Here is a 15,108-nt window from a genome sequence, read left to right on the forward strand (position 1 = left end):
GGGACTTGCAAGCTCGCATGCGCACGCATCGGATCGCATTGCCGCATCCGCATGCACCGCCGCATGCGCGCTTGCGCCCTCGCCTAACCAAGGAGTCGAACCCATGACCACAAAAACCAGGCTCGCATGGGCCGTTGCCGGACGCTGTGCGGTCCCTCTCATCATCGCGCTTCAGGCCGGCGTGGTGCACGCGCAAACCATCGTGCCTTATCAGCCGTCGGGCGTGCTGTCGCTCAATGCGCAGGCGAGTTCCGAAGTGCCGCAGGACGTCGTCGACATCACGCTGTTCTACGAGCAGGAAGCAAGCGACCCGTCGACGTTGACCACCACGCTGAACCAGCGCGCGGATGCCGCGCTGCGGAAGGCGAAGGGCGTTTCGGGCGTGACCGCGCGCACCGGTTCGTTCTCGATCTTTCCTTCAACCGATCGCGATGGCCGCATCTCCGCATGGCGCGGACGCACGGAGGTCGTGCTCGAATCGCACGACTTCGCCGCCGCGTCGAAGCTCGCCGGGCAGATGGCGCCGGCCATGCAGGTCGGCAACGTGCAGTTCTCGTTGTCGCCGGAAGCGCAGCGCGCGGCCGAGCAGAAGCTGACCGGCGAGGCAATCGAGTCGTTCCGCAAGCAGGCCGCGTCGTCGGCGCAAGCGTTCGGCTATAGCGGCTATACGATTCGCGAGGTCAACGTCGGACATGGCGGCCCGATTGCGCCGCGGCCCGTGATGATGATGAGCGCGCGCGCGATGTCCGCCGATGCGAAGATGGCCCCGCCCGTGCCGCTCGAAGGCGGCACGTCGACGGTGACGGTCAATGTATCGGGGTCGGTCCAGATGAAGTGATCGACGTGCTGTCGTCACGTGTTTCGACGCTGGCCTGATGCTTGAACGCATGCGTAGCGCCGCGTCTTGTAGGAACTGAAACGCCACGGCATGCCGTGGCGTTGTTCATTTCACTCGCGTTTTGCAGCGACCTCGCGCGGTATCTCGCGCGGGTAAGCCGCTGCGCAGGCTCAACCCGCGTTGACCGCTTGCTGTGCCTGCCGGCCCGCGCGCCGATACGACCATACAAGCAACGCGACGCCGGCGACGATCATCGGCAGCGACAGCCACTGCCCCATCGACAGGCCGAGCGCGAGCAAGCCGAGGAAGTCGTCCGGCTCGCGCGCAAATTCGACGGTAAAGCGCGCGAGCCCATAGCCGATCAGGAACACGGCCGATATCGCACCGACGGGCCGCGGCTTGCGCGAGAACAGAATCAGCACGAAAAACAGCGCAACGCCTTCGAGCGCGATTTCATAGAGCTCGGACGGATGGCGCGGCAGCAGATGATATTGCGCGAACACCTCGTTCAGATGCCACTGCGCGGCTTGCGCCGGATGCGCGGCGAGCCACGCGGCGTCGTCGGGTGCGGCGCCCGGGAATAGCATCGCCCACGGCGCGGACGGCTCCGTCACGCGCCCCCACAGTTCGCCGTTGATGAAGTTGCCAAGGCGCCCGGCCGCGAGACCGGTCGGCACGAGCGGCGCGACGAAGTCCGTCACTTGCAGCCACGTGCGGTTGCGTTGCCAGCCGAAGATCGTCATTGCGATCACGACGCCGAGAAAGCCGCCGTGAAACGACATCCCGCCTTCCCACACCTTGAAGATGTCGAGCGGATGCGCGAAGTAGAAGCTCGCCTTGTAGAACAGCACATAGCCGAGCCGGCCGCCGAGAATCGTGCCGAGCACGCCGTAGAACAGCATGTCGTCGATGTCTTTCGCGGTCCAGCCTTGTGCGGCGACATGCGGCAAACGCAGTCGCAAACGGCCGATCACGATCGCCGCGATAAACGCGACGAGATACATGAGGCCGTACCAGCGCACGGCGAGCGGACCCAGATGAATGGCGACGGGATCGAAATTCGGGTGAATGAGCATCGTGTGATTATCGGAGTTCGGTTCTGACAGATTCGGATGGCGCGCCGAAGTTTCGGAGATGCCGGGCATGCGCACGTGCGATTTCGATGAAACCGGCGAGCACCGGGCTGACCGCCTGCGTGCGCCAGACGAGCCCCGTTTCGATGGCAGGCACGGCTTCGGTCAACGGCCGGTAGACGACACCGGTGCGCCGCAGATTACGCAACGATTGCGGCACCAATGCGACGCCCATGCCCGCCGACACGAGGCTGACGATGGTCTGCATCTGGATCGCCTCCTGGCCGATACGCGGCGTGAGTCCGGCGACGCCGTAGCAATCCATAATGATGTCATAAAAGCTCGGCGCCAAACGGCGCGGAAAGATCACAAGCGGTGCGTCGGCGGCATCGCGCAGACTGATCGGCGTGTCGCGCCATTCGGGAACGGCCGCGGCGATCGCGGCGGCCTGCTCGCCTGCTTCATACGCCACGCCGCCTCTCTCCGCTTCGATACGCGCCGCCTGTTGCGCGGACATCGCGATCACGAGCGGCTCGCGCGCGATCGAAAGCCACGATAGCTGCGTCGCGTAGCGCGGCGGCAGCGGGCCGATCACGAGGCCCGCATCGATATGACCGGCGACGAGTTCCTCGAACTGCACGTCGCTCGTCGCCTCGGCCAGTTGCAGCCGCACGCGCGGATGACGCACGCCGAAGTCGCGCAGCAACGGCGGCAGCAAACCGTAATCGGCCGTCGAGACAAACGACAGCGACAGCCCGCCCGACTCGCCGCGCGCCAGACTTTGCGCGAGCGGCCGCAGCGCTTCCGCGCTCGCGAGCAGCCGCCGCACCTCGGGCAGCAGATCGGCGCCGACCGGCGTCAGTTCGACCGAGCGCTTCGTGCGCGCGAACAGCTCGACGCCGAGCGTCTCCTCGAGCGCGCGGATGGCCTGCGACAGCGGCGGCTGCGTCATCGACAGGCGCGCCGCCGCGCGGCCGAAGTGCTTCTCCTCGGCGACCGCGACGAAGTAACGGAGCTGGCGCAGATCGGGAATGGCCGGGACGGACATGGGCAGCCTCAATTAATACCTTTTACGACCTAATCAGCCATCAATAATATATTGGACATTCTTTCAGGGAAACTGCATTCTTGCGCGACGCGCCCGGCCTACACTGCATTGACGCCCGATTCACCGGTGCAAGCGCACTGCCGGCGCGCCGCACACAACAAACCGGATGGAGCTCCCCATGTCGTACAACCGTCGTTCGAAGAACATCACGCAAGGCGTCGCCCGCTCGCCGAACCGTTCGATGTATTACGCCATCGGCTACAAGAAGGATGACTTCGACAAGCCGATGATCGGCGTCGCCAATGGCCACTCGACGATCACGCCGTGCAACGCCGGCCTGCAGCGTCTCGCGGACGCGGCCGTGGCCGCGGTCAAGGGCGCCGACGCGAACCCGCAGATTTTCGGCACGCCGACGATTTCCGACGGCATGTCGATGGGCACCGAAGGCATGAAGTACTCGCTCGTCTCGCGCGAAGTGATCGCGGACTGTATCGAGACCTGCGTGCAGGGCCAGTGGATGGACGGCGTCGTGGTGGTCGGCGGTTGCGACAAGAACATGCCGGGCGGCATGATCGGCCTTGCGCGCGCGAACGTGCCGGGCATCTACGTGTACGGCGGCACGATCAAGCCGGGCAACTGGAAGGGCCAGGCGCTGACGATCGTTTCGTCGTTCGAAGCCGTCGGCGAATTCACCGCGGGCCGCATGTCCGAGGAAGATTTCGAAGGCATCGAGAAAAACTCCTGCCCGACCACGGGGTCGTGCGGCGGCATGTACACGGCGAACACGATGAGCTCGTCGTTCGAGGCGCTCGGCATGTCGCTGATGTGTTCGTCGACGATGGCGAACCCGGACCAGGAAAAGGTCGACTCGGCCGCCGAATCGGCACGCGTGCTCGTCGAAGCCGTGAAGAAGGACCTCAAGCCGCGCGACATCATCACGAAGAAGTCGATCGAGAACGCGGTGTCGCTGATCATGGCGACCGGCGGCTCGACGAACGCGGTGCTGCACTATCTCGCGATCGCGCACGCGGCCGAAGTGGAATGGACGATCGAAGACTTCGAACGCATCCGCCAGCGCGTGCCCGTTATCTGCGACCTGAAGCCGTCGGGCAAGTATGTCGCGACCGATCTGCATCAGGCAGGCGGCATCCCGCAAGTGCTGAAGATCCTGCTCGACGCGGGCCTGCTGCACGGCGATTGCATGACCATTACCGGCCGCACGCTCGCTGAAGAACTGAAGGACGTGCCGTCGAAACCGCGTGCCGATCAGGACGTGATTTTCCCGATCGACAAGGCGCTCTACAAGCAAGGTCACCTTGCGATCCTGAAGGGCAACCTCGCGGAAAACGGCGCGGTCGCGAAGATCACGGGGCTCAAGAACCCGGTCATCACGGGCCCGGCGCGCGTGTTCGACGACGAGCAAAGCGCGATGGACGCGATTCTCGCCGACAGGATCAAGGCCGGCGACGTGGTCGTGCTGCGCTACCTCGGCCCGCAAGGCGGCCCGGGCATGCCCGAAATGCTCGCGCCCACTTCCGCGATCATCGGCAAGGGTCTCGGCGAATCGGTCGGGCTCATCACCGACGGCCGCTTCTCCGGCGGCACGTGGGGCATGGTGGTCGGCCACGTCGCGCCGGAAGCGTTCGTCGGCGGCACGATCGCGCTCGTGCAGGAAGGCGATTCGATCACGATCGACGCGCACAAGCTGCTGCTGCAGCTGAACATCGACGACGCCGAACTGCAGCGCCGCCGCGCCGCATGGAAGCAGCCGAAGCCGCGCTACACGCGCGGCGTGCTCGCGAAGTACGCGGCGCTCGCCCAGCCGGCCAACAAGGGCGCCGTCACGGGCTAAACGCGAGCCACGCGCGTTCCGGGCGCGGGCTCGACCCGGAGCCACGCACGCCGCGCGCACAATCCGCCTGAAGGCTAAGGGGCACTCCGGAGAGATTCCGGGTGCCCCTTTGCTTTTATAATCGGCACCACCCGGTACGAGCAAAACGATACGCCAATGTGCGCGCGCAACACGCCGCGCGACGTGACCGGCGGAGACCAGCATGAAATCGAAGTCGTATGCGGCAATGGGGTTGGCAGGCGCACTGGCTTTCGTTCTGTTCGGGCCCGCCGCGGCCCGCGCGGAGGCGTCGACGGGCCTCATGCTCGCGCAAAAGGAAAACTGCATGAGCTGCCATGCGGTCAAGCGCCGCGTTCTTGGGCCGTCGCTCAACGACATCGCCGAGCGCTATTCGACGCGCAGCGATGCGAACCAGTATCTGACGCGCAAGATTCTCGAAGGCAGCGCGGGCGTCTGGGGCGCTGTGCCGATGCCGGCCAATACGCAAGTCACACCGGACCAGGCGGCGCAGCTTGCGAGCTGGATTCTGACGCTCAAGTGATGCGCGGGAGCGCCTGGCACGCGGTACGGATGCGCGCGCGTGAGCTCCTCGGGTTCAGCCTCGGCCTTAGACGTCGCCGCGCTGCTTCAACTCTTCGCGGATCGCCTCGCGAATCCAGACCGAGACTTCCGTTTCAAGCAGCATCGCCACTTCGCGCGTGACCTGGCCCACGAGCCATGCGTTGTGCTCCTGGATCGCGTCGCGGCAACGCGCTTCGATCAGCGTGCGCCCTTCGCCGGTCAGGAAACTGGCGAAGCGGCCGCGCAGCCGTTCGGCAAGCAGGTTCGCGTCGTAGTCCGGCGTCGCCGGCGCGGCGGGCGCGGGCGCCATTGCCGGAGTGGGTCCGGGTGCGGGTGCGGCTTGCGCCTGAGACGCAGCGGCAGCCGGCTCGGCCGCGGCATACGGCGGCGCCGTGTCGCGCTCCGCGGCCGGCGGCCGGGCGAACCCCGGCTCGTCGGGCAAGATGTCGACGAGCTCGGGCACATCGCGCCCCTGCGCGGGGTCGCCCTGCACGATCACGTCGCTGAGCACGGGGATGGCGTCGGGAGAAGAAGACTCGTTCGAATGGGGCATAGGTGCTCCGTCAATAAGTCGGACGAACCGATGAGCCGGAACCCGGCCCGGCGGCACGAAGATGACGACTGGCCTGTCATTCAGGACTAGGGATCGGCGGGCAAGTTCCGCGCGTCACGCCGCGGCTGCAACTTGCGGACCCGATGACCGCCGACGGGCCGCCGGTTAGCCGCCCTGCTTGTAGTTGTTCAGCGCATAGCCGCGATCGCGATAGAACCGGTAGCGCTCGCGCCCTGCCGCGAGTTCGTCGGGCGCATTGCCGACCACTTCGAGCAGCCGCTCGAAGCGCGCGAACTGCGCGGGGACCGCGGCGCCGAGATTGAGCAGGATCTGGTGATGCGGCGCGTCGTCGAGATTCGCGGCCAGCACGACCGGCGTATCGGCGGCGAGCGCGGCGCCGGCCATGCAGTGCGGCACGAAATCGAGCGGCGAGAAGGTCCACAACTGCTCGTCGAACGCGCGCAAACGCGGCGGCTCGGCCAGCACGACGAGCGGCTGGCCGGCCTGATACGCCTTGCGCACGAGGCGGCACGCGTACAGCAGCGAGTCGCCGACGTTCGAATGAAAATCGATGCGCGTCATGCCTGGGCGTTATTGTGCAGCGCGATCGATGAGGAACTGCGACAGCAGCGGCACCGGCCGGCCCGTCGCGCCCTTGGCCGCGCCGCTCTTCCATGCGGTGCCGGCGATATCGAGGTGCGCCCACGGATACGCTTCGGTGAAGCGCGCAAGGAAACACGCCGCCGTCACGCTGCCGGCCGGACGTCCGCCGATATTCGCGACATCGGCGAAGTTCGACTTCAGCAGGTCCTGGTACTCGTCGTCGAGCGGCATGCGCCACGCGGGGTCCGCCGCTTCCTTCGCCGCGTCGAGCAGTTCGCCGGCGAGCGCGTCGTCCTTCGCGAAGAGGCCCGTGTTGTGATGGCCGAGCGCGATGATGCACGCGCCCGTCAGCGTCGCGATATCGATCACCGCGGCCGGCTTGAAGCGCTCCGCGTAGGTCAGCGCGTCGGCGAGAATCAGGCGCCCTTCGGCGTCCGTATTCAGGATCTCGATCGTCGTGCCCGACATGCTCGTGACGACGTCGCCCGGCTTCGTCGCCGTGCCCGACGGCATGTTCTCGCAGGTCGGGATGATGCCGACCACGTTGAGCTTCAGGCCCATCTCGGCGACCGCGCGCAGCGTGCCGAGCACCGAGCCCGCGCCGCACATGTCGTACTTCATTTCGTCCATCGCGTCGCCGGGCTTCAGCGAAATGCCGCCCGTGTCGAACGTGATGCCCTTGCCCACGAGCACGACCGGGGCCGCCTTCGCCGCACCGCCCTGGTACTGCAGCACGATGAACTGCGGCGGCTCGGCCGAACCTTTCGCGACCGACAGCAACGAGCCCATCTTCAGCGCTTCCATCTGCTTCTGGCCGAGCACGTCGACTTTCAGTTTCCAGTCCTTCGCAAGCTTTTTCGCGGTGTTCGCGAGATAGGTCGGCGTGCAGACGTTGCCCGGCAGGTTGCCGAGGTCGCGCGTGAGGTCCATGCCGTTCGCGAGCGCCGTGCCCTGCTTTGCGGAGAGCTTCGCGAGCTTCTCGTCGGCCGGATCGACGGAGAAGACGACGCGCTTCAACGCGCGCGCGGTGGTATCGGGCTTGCTCTTCATCTGCGTGAAGCGGTAGGTCAGTTCGCGCAATGCGAGGATTGCCGCGCGCACGGCCCAGTCCGACGTGCGTTCCCTGATCGGCGCCTGGGCGAGCGTGAAGGTGACCTGCACGATCTTCGTGCCGAGAATCGCGCGCCACGCGGCGCGCACCGCGTCGCCGTACGCCTTCTGCGTGAACGCATCCTGTTTGCCGAGGCCGACGAGCAGCACGCGCGATGCGCCGATGCCGGACACTTCATGCAGGAACAGCGTGCTGCCGGTCTTGCCGTCCATATCGCCCGCCTTGATGATGCGGGTCAACAGCCCCTTGGTGGCCGTGTCGATTTCGAGCGCCGCACCGGACAAGGTTTGCGACTCGAACACGCCGATCACGATGCAATCTGATTTTCCCGTCAGGAACCCTTGGGTCGAGCCTTTGCTCCAATCACAGGCTTTTATGCTAAAGTCCATCGCGCTTGTCCTCGGATAAAATCTGGGCTTAGGATGAAAGCCGCAATTATCCGCTATTTTTCCTGTGGCCGTCGCTTTGGAGGCAGGTACTACGCCTACGGTGCCCCGGCAAGCGCGCCCTCCCATCTTCAACCATGATCTTTGAACGCTCCCTCCAGCGCGAACTCGCTTATACGGCTGGCGCCGTGTTCATGGTTCTGCTGACGCTCGTGCTGACGACGATGATGATCCGCATCGTCGGCTTCGCCGCGTCCGGCGAAATCGATCCGCGCGACGTGCTCGTGCTGATCGGCCTGACCGTGATCGGTTACCTCGCGATCATGCTGGTCGCCACGCTGTTCGTGTCGATCCTTTTCGTGCTCACGCGCTGGTACCGCGATTCCGAAATGGTCGTGTGGCTATCGTCGGGCGTGAGCCTCACGCAGTTCATCAGACCGGTCGGCGTGTTCGCCACGCCGATCATCATCCTGATCGCGTTCTTCGTGTTCGTCGGCTGGCCGTGGTCGAACCAGCAGAACAAACTGATCCGCGCGCGCTTCCAGCAGCGCGACGAAGTTTCGCTGCTGGCTCCTGGACAATTCCGCGAATCGACGGTAAGCCACCGCGTGTTCTTCATCGAGAAGATGTCGCCGGACCAGTCGCACGTCGAGAACGTATTCGTCACGAGCACCGAGAACGGCAAGGTCAACGTCGTCGTGTCGAAGTTCGGCCATACCGAAACGCAAAAGAACGGCGACCGTTTCGTCGTGCTCGAAAACGGCCGGCGTTACGACGGCGAGCCGGGCCACCCCGATTTCCGCATCATGGAATTCGAGCGCTACGGCATCAAGATCCAGAGTCAGCCCGTGGTCACCACGCCTACCGCGACCGGCACGCCCACGCTCGAACTGCTGCGCAACCCGACGCGCGACAATCTTGCCGAGTTCGCGTGGCGCGCCGGGCTGCCGCTGATCGCGATCAACCTGATGCTGCTCGCGATTCCGCTCGCGTACCAGAACCCGCGCCGCAGCCGCACGATCAACCTCGTGATGGCGGTGCTCATCTATCTGACCTATTCGAACGTGCTGAACGTCGTGCAGTCGTGGATCCAGCAGGGGAAGATGTCGTTCCCGGTCGGCCTCGTCGGCTTGCATCTCGTGGTTGCCGCTATCGTCGTGTTTATCTTCTGGCTGCGCGTACGCAACCGGCCGCTGTTTTCGCGCGCGACGTTCAGCCGGCGATCCGGCGTCGCGCGCTCGTCGCAGTCGCAAGGAGCCTGACCGATGCGGATCTATGAGCGGTATTTCGCGCGTCAGGTTTATCTGTCGTTCGTTTTTATTCTGTTCGCGTTTTCAGGGCTGTTTTTCTTTTTCGACCTGATCAACGAACTCAATTCGGTCGGCCGCGGTCATTACAACTTCAGTTTTGCGGTGCTGCGCGTGGCGCTGCAAACGCCGTCGCGCTTCTACGAAATCATTCCGGTCGCCGCGCTGATCAGCGCGATCTATGTGTTCGCGCAGATGGCCGCGAACTCCGAATACACGATCTTCCGCGTCTCCGGTCTCGCGACGAACCAGGCGCTGCGCTCGCTGCTCAAGATCGGCATCCCGCTCGTGCTGCTCACGTATCTGATCGGCGAAGTAATCGGGCCTTATACGGACCAGTTGTCCGAGCGCGTGCGGCTCGAGGCGCTGGGCTCGTCGGTGTCGAGCAATTTTCAGTCGGGCGTCTGGGTCAAGGACACGTTGACCGCGCGCGCCGACGGCGAGCAGGTCACGCGCTTTGTCAACGTCGGCGAGCTGAAACCCGACGCGACGATCAGCAATGTGCGCATCTACGAATTCGACTCGAAGTTCAGGCTGTCGAATGTGCGGAGCGCGAAGTCGGGCGTCTATCAGCCACCCGGTCACTGGAAACTGACCGACGTGACCGATACGCAACTGATCGACGTCGTGCCGGCCGGCGTCACGCCGGCCGACGCACTCAATCCCGTCTATCGCGCGAAACAGATCACGCTGCCCGAGTACTCGCTGCGCTCGGAACTGACGCCGCAGATTCTGTCGGTCCTGCTCGTGTCGCCGGACCGGATGTCGATGTTCAACCTGTTCCGCTATATCCAGCATTTGACGGAAAACCATCAGGACACGCAGCGCTATGAAATCGCGCTGTGGCGCAAGCTGCTGTATCCGTTCGCGGTGTTCGTCATGCTGGTGCTGTCGCTGCCGTTCGCGTATCTGCATACGCGCGCCGGCGTGGTCGGCGTAAAGGTGTTCGGCGGCATCATGCTCGGGATGAGCTTCCAGTTGTTCAATACGCTGTTCTCGCACATCGGCAATCTGAACACATGGCCCGCGCCGTTGACGGCCGCGACGCCGGCACTCGTTTATCTGGTGCTGGGTCTCGTCGGGCTGAAGTGGGTCGACCGGCATTAGTCGGTGCGGCCGCGCGGGGCCGATTGCCGGCTAATACGGCGCACGCGCTTTGTGTGCTTTGTGTGCTGTGTGTGCTTTGCGTGCTTTCGACCTGATCGGGAGGGATGTGATGGCAACTACCGATGCGGCCGCTACCGGCATCGTTCTGTTTGCGCATGGCGCGCGCGACGCGCGCTGGGCGGAGCCGTTCGAACGGCTCGCCGATACCTTGCGGGGCCTGCGCAGTGCGCCCGTCTCGTTGGCCTTCCTTGAACTGATGACACCGGATCTGCCGACAGCCGTTGCGCAGCAAGTGGCCGACGGCTGTCGCGCCGTGACGATCGTGCCCGTGTTTTTCGGGCAAGGCGGCCACATCCGCCAGGACCTGCCCGCGATCGTCGATCGATGCCGGACGGCGCATCCGGACATCGAGATTCGCTGCGCGACGCCCGTCGGCGAAGACGAAGCGGTGATCGAGGCCATTGCGCAGTATTGTTTGCGGCAGGTCTAGCGGGCGCCCCTGCCCGTTTGATGCAAATAAACTCAGCTTAGCAACGCTTACGTCGCCGCTCGCGCGACGTTTCGTGCGTCAGTGCCGAGTCGCGTCTGCAGGCATCCGATTCAACTCCGCATGCACGTCGTCCCATTCCTCCGGCGGACACGCGCACACCCATTCGATGCAATCCCTGTCGAGCGCCGCTTCAGTCTCCGCCTGATCGGCCAGCGCCTCCATCGCTTCGACCAGCGCGATGCGATCCTGCAAGGTCACGCCGGCTCGCTTTACCGCGCGCGCGATCGCACCGATCCTCGCGACCTGCTTGCTGTACTGGTCCGCGTAACCGATTGCCGTGCGGTTCACGCGTTCAAGCAGGTCGATGCGCTTCTCGAGTTGCTCGCGCGTAAGCGTTTGAAGGGGAACATTTCGCGTTTGTCTGGCCATAGGCACCTCCACTGGTGAGAAGGCCCGACTCAATCCGTTTGGAATGGGGTGAGCGGGCACGATGATGAGGTCGGAAGACCGGGCTGAAACCGAACCGGCGAGCCTCGCGGCTCCCTCATCACGACCCGCCCATTGAGAAAGCAGACGAGCAGATGTTAGCGCACGGCCTGCGAAGGCAGGCGTGCGGGTTTCAGCAACAGGCTTCCGGACCTGTGTCACCGATGTTTCGGCAACCTGATCATTGTGAGGCAGTGCTTTTTTGAGAGATCAACAAAGAAAGCGAAAGATACCTTGACTGGTTTAACACGCGCATCGCGGCCTCAATACAGCGAGTCGTGGAAGCACCCGCACGGGAACATGATCCATCGTAGTATGTGCGGCAAGCTCACATTGCAGCCAGGTAGCCTGCGGACCGTCGAAGCAAATGGTGCGAGTCCATATCATTTCCTTCGCAAAGGCCGGATTCCCCCGAGGATTGAAACTACAGAGGTAAGACCATGCTCTCCGAGGCCCCTGATGTCTTGTCCGAGGTGCTCAAACTCATTCGTCTGCGAGGCGACCATGTGTTCCACGGCGAATTGAGCACCGGCGCCGAAGTCACGTTCTCGCCGGGACCTGCCATCTTCCTGCATTTACGCACGGGCGAACTCGCGGTCTCGCAACGGGACGGCGAAGCTGTGCTGCTGCACCCCGGCGACTTTGTTCTTTTGCCCCACGCAGACGGGCACACGATTCGAGCAAACGCAGGCGCAAAAGCACGTCAATGCTTCGATGCCGACGTATCTTCCGGCTCGCGAGGCACGGCGCAGACTTTCCGATGGGCTGCCGGGGACGATGTTGCAGGATCTTTTCTTGCCGGCGCGTTCTATTTCGATGGCGCGCCGTTGCGGTCATTGCTTACAGGGCTTCCCGGCCTTATCCACCTGACGTGCGACAAGTCGATGGAGCCGGCATGGCTCGGCGCCATTTCCCATTTCCTCGACGTCGAGTCACGTGCCCCGAGTCCCGGCGCATCCTTGATGATCTCGCGGCTCATCGATCTTCTCGTTATACGCACGCTGCGGATGTGGGTCAGCAAGCAAGGCAACCGGACAGACTGGCTGTCCGGATTGACCGATGAACGCATTGGACGCGCGTTGAACGCGATGCATCAGGCACCCAACGAGGCGTGGACCGTGAAGTCGCTTGCCGATATTGCCGTGATGTCGCGCTCCACGTTTTCGGAGCGCTTCACCGCGGTGGTCGGGTTGCCGCCACTGCGTTATCTGGCGCGCTGGCGATTGACGGTTGCCGCCGACCTCTTGCGCGCAGGAACGCTTAAAGTGGTCGACGTTGCCTACGCTGCAGGCTACGGCTCGGAAGCCGCGTTTAGTCGCGCGTTCAAGGCGCAGTTCGGGTATCCGCCAAGCGACGCACATCGCATCTCGCGCGGCAGTATTTTTCGCGCCCGAAGCTCGGAACTGGTTTGAGCGCAGGTGCTGCGCGTTCGCCGGGGCGGACGGCAAGGCGACAAAGTCGCCTCGTCCATTCATACAGCGGCAGCCTGCTTATTTGGCAGCAGCCTCGATGTCGCTTGCCAGACCGTCCGGATCAGTCAGGAAAGCCGTGTGCCCCGTCTGCAGCGTGTATTCGGCGCGCACCGGCGTGCTCGCCACCATTTTGGCCTGGAAAGACGGGCTGATCACCTGGTCGAACGCAGTATGGATGTACACCTTATCGACCTTGCCAAAGCGCGCGGCCGTGAGGTGCACGGGGGTCGTCAGAGGAACCAGCGGCTCATCTAGGATCGCGTCCGGAATCGCTTTTCTCAAGCCTTCGGGAGCGCCGTTTGCAAACAGGTCGGCGCGAGCCGAATACTCGATGCTCGCAATACCTTTTTCCTTGTCGATTTTCAGGTGCGGTCCAATCTTTGCGTCGGCGTCCTGCTGCGCCATGGACACGAGCGAGTCGCCGTCATGCGGGAGGTACGCTGCCAGGAAAACGAGTGTCCTGATTTTGGACGGTGCCTTTTCCGCTGCATCCGCGATGACGATTCCCCCAAAGCTGTGCCCGACTACGACCGCCCGGTGGTGCAGCTTGTTCAATGCGTCAACCACGGTATCGCGATAGAGATCGAGGCTGACCTTGTCCGGTGCAGCCTCTGCGCCCGGGCGGCCAGGCAGGTCGACGGTAACGACCTCGTAACCGTCTGCACTGAGTTTCGCAGCGACGTAGCCCCATATCTTCGCGTTCTCGAAGGCGCCGTGGACAAGAACGATGGGCGGCTTCTCCGCAGCCTGTGCGTTGGCACCGAAAGCTAGAGCGGGGGCGATAAGAGCAGCAAGGAGGCGTTTCATCTGGATCGATTCCTTTGGTTTGGAGAGGCGTCAAAAAATTCGCATGGCATGGGCTGGCATGCGCGCCACTCTAAGGAAGATGCCGGAAATGGGCCATATCGCGGCGTCTCGTTTTCTTGATCGATCGTACGAGCATAGGCTTGGCCCGGAACTGAGCGCGTCATTTCCGGGAAGCCTTAGCAAAAAAATCTTTTAGCGTCGCACGGCATTTGCGTCGAATCAGCTCCTTGCAATCCGGCGCGAGTCGCGCGGCGGATAGCCAAACTGCGCTTTGAATGCGCGGCTGAAGGCGGCCTCCGATCCGTATCCTGCGGCCTGGGCGACTTCCGTCACTTTGAGCTTTCCCGCACGCAACCAGTCGGCGGCCAAGGTCAAGCGCCACCACGTCACATATCGCAGTGGCGACACGCCCACCGTCGCCGTGAACCGATCCGAGAAATTCGATCGCGACATCGCCGCGATCTCTGCCAATGACTCGACCGTCCAGGCCTGTTCCGGATTCCGGTGAATCGCATTCAAGGCGCGCCCAATCCGCTTGTCCGTCAACTCCAGAAGACCGTCCAGGCGGTTGCCGTCGCCATTGATCCACGTGCGCAAAGTCCGAATGACAAGCAGGTCTATCAGAAGCGCCATCAGGATCGAAGAGCCAGGCCCGACGTTGGTCGCTTCATCGATCAGGACGCGAGAGAACGAATCGAGCCATTGCGGAACCTGACTCTCATTGCACTTGACGTGGATAAACCTGGGCAGCTCCGTTATCAACGACCCTAATGGACCCACGTCAAAAGAGAACGCACCCGCGAGAAAACGTCCCACGATGTCGGAGTTTATGGCCCATCGCGCGCTCTGAGCCTGGTGCCCGGTCCGCGCCGACAGATTGGCCTTGAACGTCCGGCGCACTTCGCCGCAGCGCCGGTCTCGCATCGTGTATCCGTCTGCCTGCAGGGAGAAAACGAAGTCGCCGGGCTGCAGCAACAGCGGTTCGCCATCGCGCGGCTGAAGCACGACTTCGCCGTCGCGCATGTGCAAAAAGCTCGACCGGCCCGGCGGAAAGACCGCTTCGGTGAAGGCGCCCAGCTCACCTTCAATAACAATATGCCCCCGCAGCCGAACCAGCCTGAGGACTTGGGATAAGGCATCGCCCCGCTCTTCCTGCGCGTCGTTGTATTCGACTTTAGCTAAAGCAGATCGACCTACTACTTTCCTTCCGGACCCATTCGCTTTCTTCAAATCTCGTCAAGCGCCTTTCGCACTCTTTCCAGGTATCAGTCACATGTGAAACGGCAAAGCGCGCCGCATAAACGTGCATACGCACCGGCGCGCATCATCTGGATCTTCGCCAGTGCGCCGCCGCTATCGAGAACGATCGGCTTCGCGACTGAATGCTTTGCCCGAAGCCCCCGTTTCGGCCTCG

The 15,108-nt window shown here is 63.6% G+C and carries 15 protein-coding genes; 7 read left to right on the forward strand and 8 right to left on the reverse strand.

Features of this window, described 5'->3' with window-relative positions:
- Window positions 1-103 precede the first annotated feature (103 nt).
- Window positions 104-838 (forward strand): SIMPL domain-containing protein, encoded by a 735-nt coding sequence (locus tag QYH69_RS19890; RefSeq protein WP_308833518.1) that lies wholly within the window; start codon window positions 104-106, stop codon window positions 836-838.
- Between the two features lie 170 nt (window positions 839-1,008).
- Here the strand turns inward: QYH69_RS19890 and lgt are convergent, their stop codons facing one another.
- Window positions 1,009-1,914, reverse strand: coding sequence for a prolipoprotein diacylglyceryl transferase (lgt, locus tag QYH69_RS19895; RefSeq protein WP_308833519.1), 906 nt, complete (start codon window positions 1,912-1,914; stop codon window positions 1,009-1,011).
- Between the two features lie 7 nt (window positions 1,915-1,921).
- On the reverse strand, window positions 1,922-2,959 hold the full coding sequence (locus QYH69_RS19900) for a LysR family transcriptional regulator (RefSeq protein ID WP_308833520.1): 1,038 nt from the start codon (window positions 2,957-2,959) through the stop codon (window positions 1,922-1,924).
- Window positions 2,960-3,137: 178 nt separating this feature from the next.
- On the opposite strand from QYH69_RS19900, the gene ilvD reads away from it, so the two are divergent.
- Window positions 3,138-4,811 carry a dihydroxy-acid dehydratase gene (gene ilvD / locus QYH69_RS19905; RefSeq protein ID WP_308833521.1) on the forward strand — a complete coding sequence of 558 codons (1,674 nt, stop codon included), beginning with the start codon at window positions 3,138-3,140 and terminating at the stop codon, window positions 4,809-4,811.
- 202 nt (window positions 4,812-5,013) lie between these two features.
- Complete coding sequence (locus tag QYH69_RS19910) at window positions 5,014-5,352, forward strand: c-type cytochrome (RefSeq protein WP_308833522.1); 339 nt, start codon at window positions 5,014-5,016, stop codon at window positions 5,350-5,352.
- Between the two features lie 66 nt (window positions 5,353-5,418).
- Here the strand turns inward: QYH69_RS19910 and QYH69_RS19915 are convergent, their stop codons facing one another.
- The 3 genes from QYH69_RS19915 to QYH69_RS19925 form a co-directional block, all read right to left on the reverse strand.
- Entirely contained in the window at window positions 5,419-5,925 is a 507-nt protein-coding gene (locus QYH69_RS19915) for a DUF2486 family protein (RefSeq protein ID WP_308833523.1), read from the reverse strand.
- 165 nt (window positions 5,926-6,090) lie between these two features.
- Window positions 6,091-6,507, reverse strand: coding sequence for a DNA polymerase III subunit chi (locus QYH69_RS19920; RefSeq protein WP_075156525.1), 417 nt, complete (start codon window positions 6,505-6,507; stop codon window positions 6,091-6,093).
- 9 nt (window positions 6,508-6,516) lie between these two features.
- On the reverse strand, window positions 6,517-8,028 hold the full coding sequence (locus QYH69_RS19925; RefSeq protein WP_308833524.1) for a leucyl aminopeptidase: 1,512 nt from the start codon (window positions 8,026-8,028) through the stop codon (window positions 6,517-6,519).
- Between the two features lie 134 nt (window positions 8,029-8,162).
- Between QYH69_RS19925 and lptF the strand changes: the two genes are divergently transcribed.
- From lptF to QYH69_RS19940, 3 genes are all read left to right on the forward strand, one after another.
- The gene (gene lptF, locus QYH69_RS19930) at window positions 8,163-9,287 is read left to right on the forward strand and encodes an LPS export ABC transporter permease LptF (protein ID WP_308833525.1); all 1,125 of its coding nucleotides are present in this window, start codon (window positions 8,163-8,165) and stop codon (window positions 9,285-9,287) included.
- Between the two features lie 3 nt (window positions 9,288-9,290).
- Window positions 9,291-10,439, forward strand: a complete 1,149-nt coding sequence (lptG, locus tag QYH69_RS19935) for an LPS export ABC transporter permease LptG (RefSeq protein WP_308833526.1) — start codon at window positions 9,291-9,293, stop codon at window positions 10,437-10,439.
- A 109-nt stretch (window positions 10,440-10,548) separates the two neighbouring features.
- The gene (locus QYH69_RS19940) at window positions 10,549-10,929 is read left to right on the forward strand and encodes a CbiX/SirB N-terminal domain-containing protein (RefSeq protein WP_308833527.1); all 381 of its coding nucleotides are present in this window, start codon (window positions 10,549-10,551) and stop codon (window positions 10,927-10,929) included.
- Window positions 10,930-11,007: 78 nt separating this feature from the next.
- Here QYH69_RS19940 and QYH69_RS19945 read toward each other — a convergent pair whose 3' ends face one another.
- The gene (locus QYH69_RS19945) at window positions 11,008-11,358 is read right to left on the reverse strand and encodes a hypothetical protein (protein WP_308833528.1); all 351 of its coding nucleotides are present in this window, start codon (window positions 11,356-11,358) and stop codon (window positions 11,008-11,010) included.
- 497 nt (window positions 11,359-11,855) lie between these two features.
- Here QYH69_RS19945 and QYH69_RS19950 point away from each other — a divergent pair, with 497 nt between their 5' ends.
- Window positions 11,856-12,827: an AraC family transcriptional regulator gene (locus tag QYH69_RS19950; protein ID WP_308833529.1), complete on the forward strand. Its 972-nt coding sequence runs from the start codon at window positions 11,856-11,858 to the stop codon at window positions 12,825-12,827.
- A 78-nt stretch (window positions 12,828-12,905) separates the two neighbouring features.
- Here the strand turns inward: QYH69_RS19950 and QYH69_RS19955 are convergent, their stop codons facing one another.
- Together QYH69_RS19955 and QYH69_RS19960 are read right to left on the reverse strand one after the other, a co-directional pair.
- Window positions 12,906-13,694: an alpha/beta fold hydrolase gene (locus QYH69_RS19955; protein WP_308833530.1), complete on the reverse strand. Its 789-nt coding sequence runs from the start codon at window positions 13,692-13,694 to the stop codon at window positions 12,906-12,908.
- A gap of 219 nt (window positions 13,695-13,913) precedes the next feature.
- Window positions 13,914-14,924 carry an AraC family transcriptional regulator gene (locus tag QYH69_RS19960; protein WP_308833531.1) on the reverse strand — a complete coding sequence of 337 codons (1,011 nt, stop codon included), beginning with the start codon at window positions 14,922-14,924 and terminating at the stop codon, window positions 13,914-13,916.
- Between the last annotated feature and the right edge of the window lie 184 nt (window positions 14,925-15,108).

The organism is Paraburkholderia sp. SARCC-3016, from assembly GCF_031119615.1.
Taxonomy (GTDB): Bacteria; Pseudomonadota; Gammaproteobacteria; order Burkholderiales; family Burkholderiaceae; genus Paraburkholderia.

Excerpts from the sequence above, each read along its gene's own strand:
- QYH69_RS19950 (WP_308833529.1), top strand. The coding sequence starts at position 11,856 with ATGCTCTCCGAGGCCCCTGATGTCTTGTCCGAGGTGCTCAAACTCATT.
- QYH69_RS19890 (WP_308833518.1), top strand. The coding sequence starts at position 104 with ATGACCACAAAAACCAGGCTCGCATGGGCCGTTGCCGGACGCTGTGCG.
- QYH69_RS19900 (WP_308833520.1), bottom strand. The coding sequence starts at position 2,959 with ATGTCCGTCCCGGCCATTCCCGATCTGCGCCAGCTCCGTTACTTCGTC.
- QYH69_RS19940 (WP_308833527.1), top strand. The coding sequence starts at position 10,549 with ATGGCAACTACCGATGCGGCCGCTACCGGCATCGTTCTGTTTGCGCAT.
- lptF (WP_308833525.1), top strand. The coding sequence starts at position 8,163 with ATGATCTTTGAACGCTCCCTCCAGCGCGAACTCGCTTATACGGCTGGC.
- QYH69_RS19910 (WP_308833522.1), top strand. The coding sequence starts at position 5,014 with ATGAAATCGAAGTCGTATGCGGCAATGGGGTTGGCAGGCGCACTGGCT.
- ilvD (WP_308833521.1), top strand. The coding sequence starts at position 3,138 with ATGTCGTACAACCGTCGTTCGAAGAACATCACGCAAGGCGTCGCCCGC.
- QYH69_RS19945 (WP_308833528.1), bottom strand. The coding sequence starts at position 11,358 with ATGGCCAGACAAACGCGAAATGTTCCCCTTCAAACGCTTACGCGCGAG.
- QYH69_RS19955 (WP_308833530.1), bottom strand. The coding sequence starts at position 13,694 with ATGAAACGCCTCCTTGCTGCTCTTATCGCCCCCGCTCTAGCTTTCGGT.
- QYH69_RS19925 (WP_308833524.1), bottom strand. The coding sequence starts at position 8,028 with ATGGACTTTAGCATAAAAGCCTGTGATTGGAGCAAAGGCTCGACCCAA.
- lgt (WP_308833519.1), bottom strand. The coding sequence starts at position 1,914 with ATGCTCATTCACCCGAATTTCGATCCCGTCGCCATTCATCTGGGTCCG.
- QYH69_RS19920 (WP_075156525.1), bottom strand. The coding sequence starts at position 6,507 with ATGACGCGCATCGATTTTCATTCGAACGTCGGCGACTCGCTGCTGTAC.
- lptG (WP_308833526.1), top strand. The coding sequence starts at position 9,291 with ATGCGGATCTATGAGCGGTATTTCGCGCGTCAGGTTTATCTGTCGTTC.
- QYH69_RS19915 (WP_308833523.1), bottom strand. The coding sequence starts at position 5,925 with ATGCCCCATTCGAACGAGTCTTCTTCTCCCGACGCCATCCCCGTGCTC.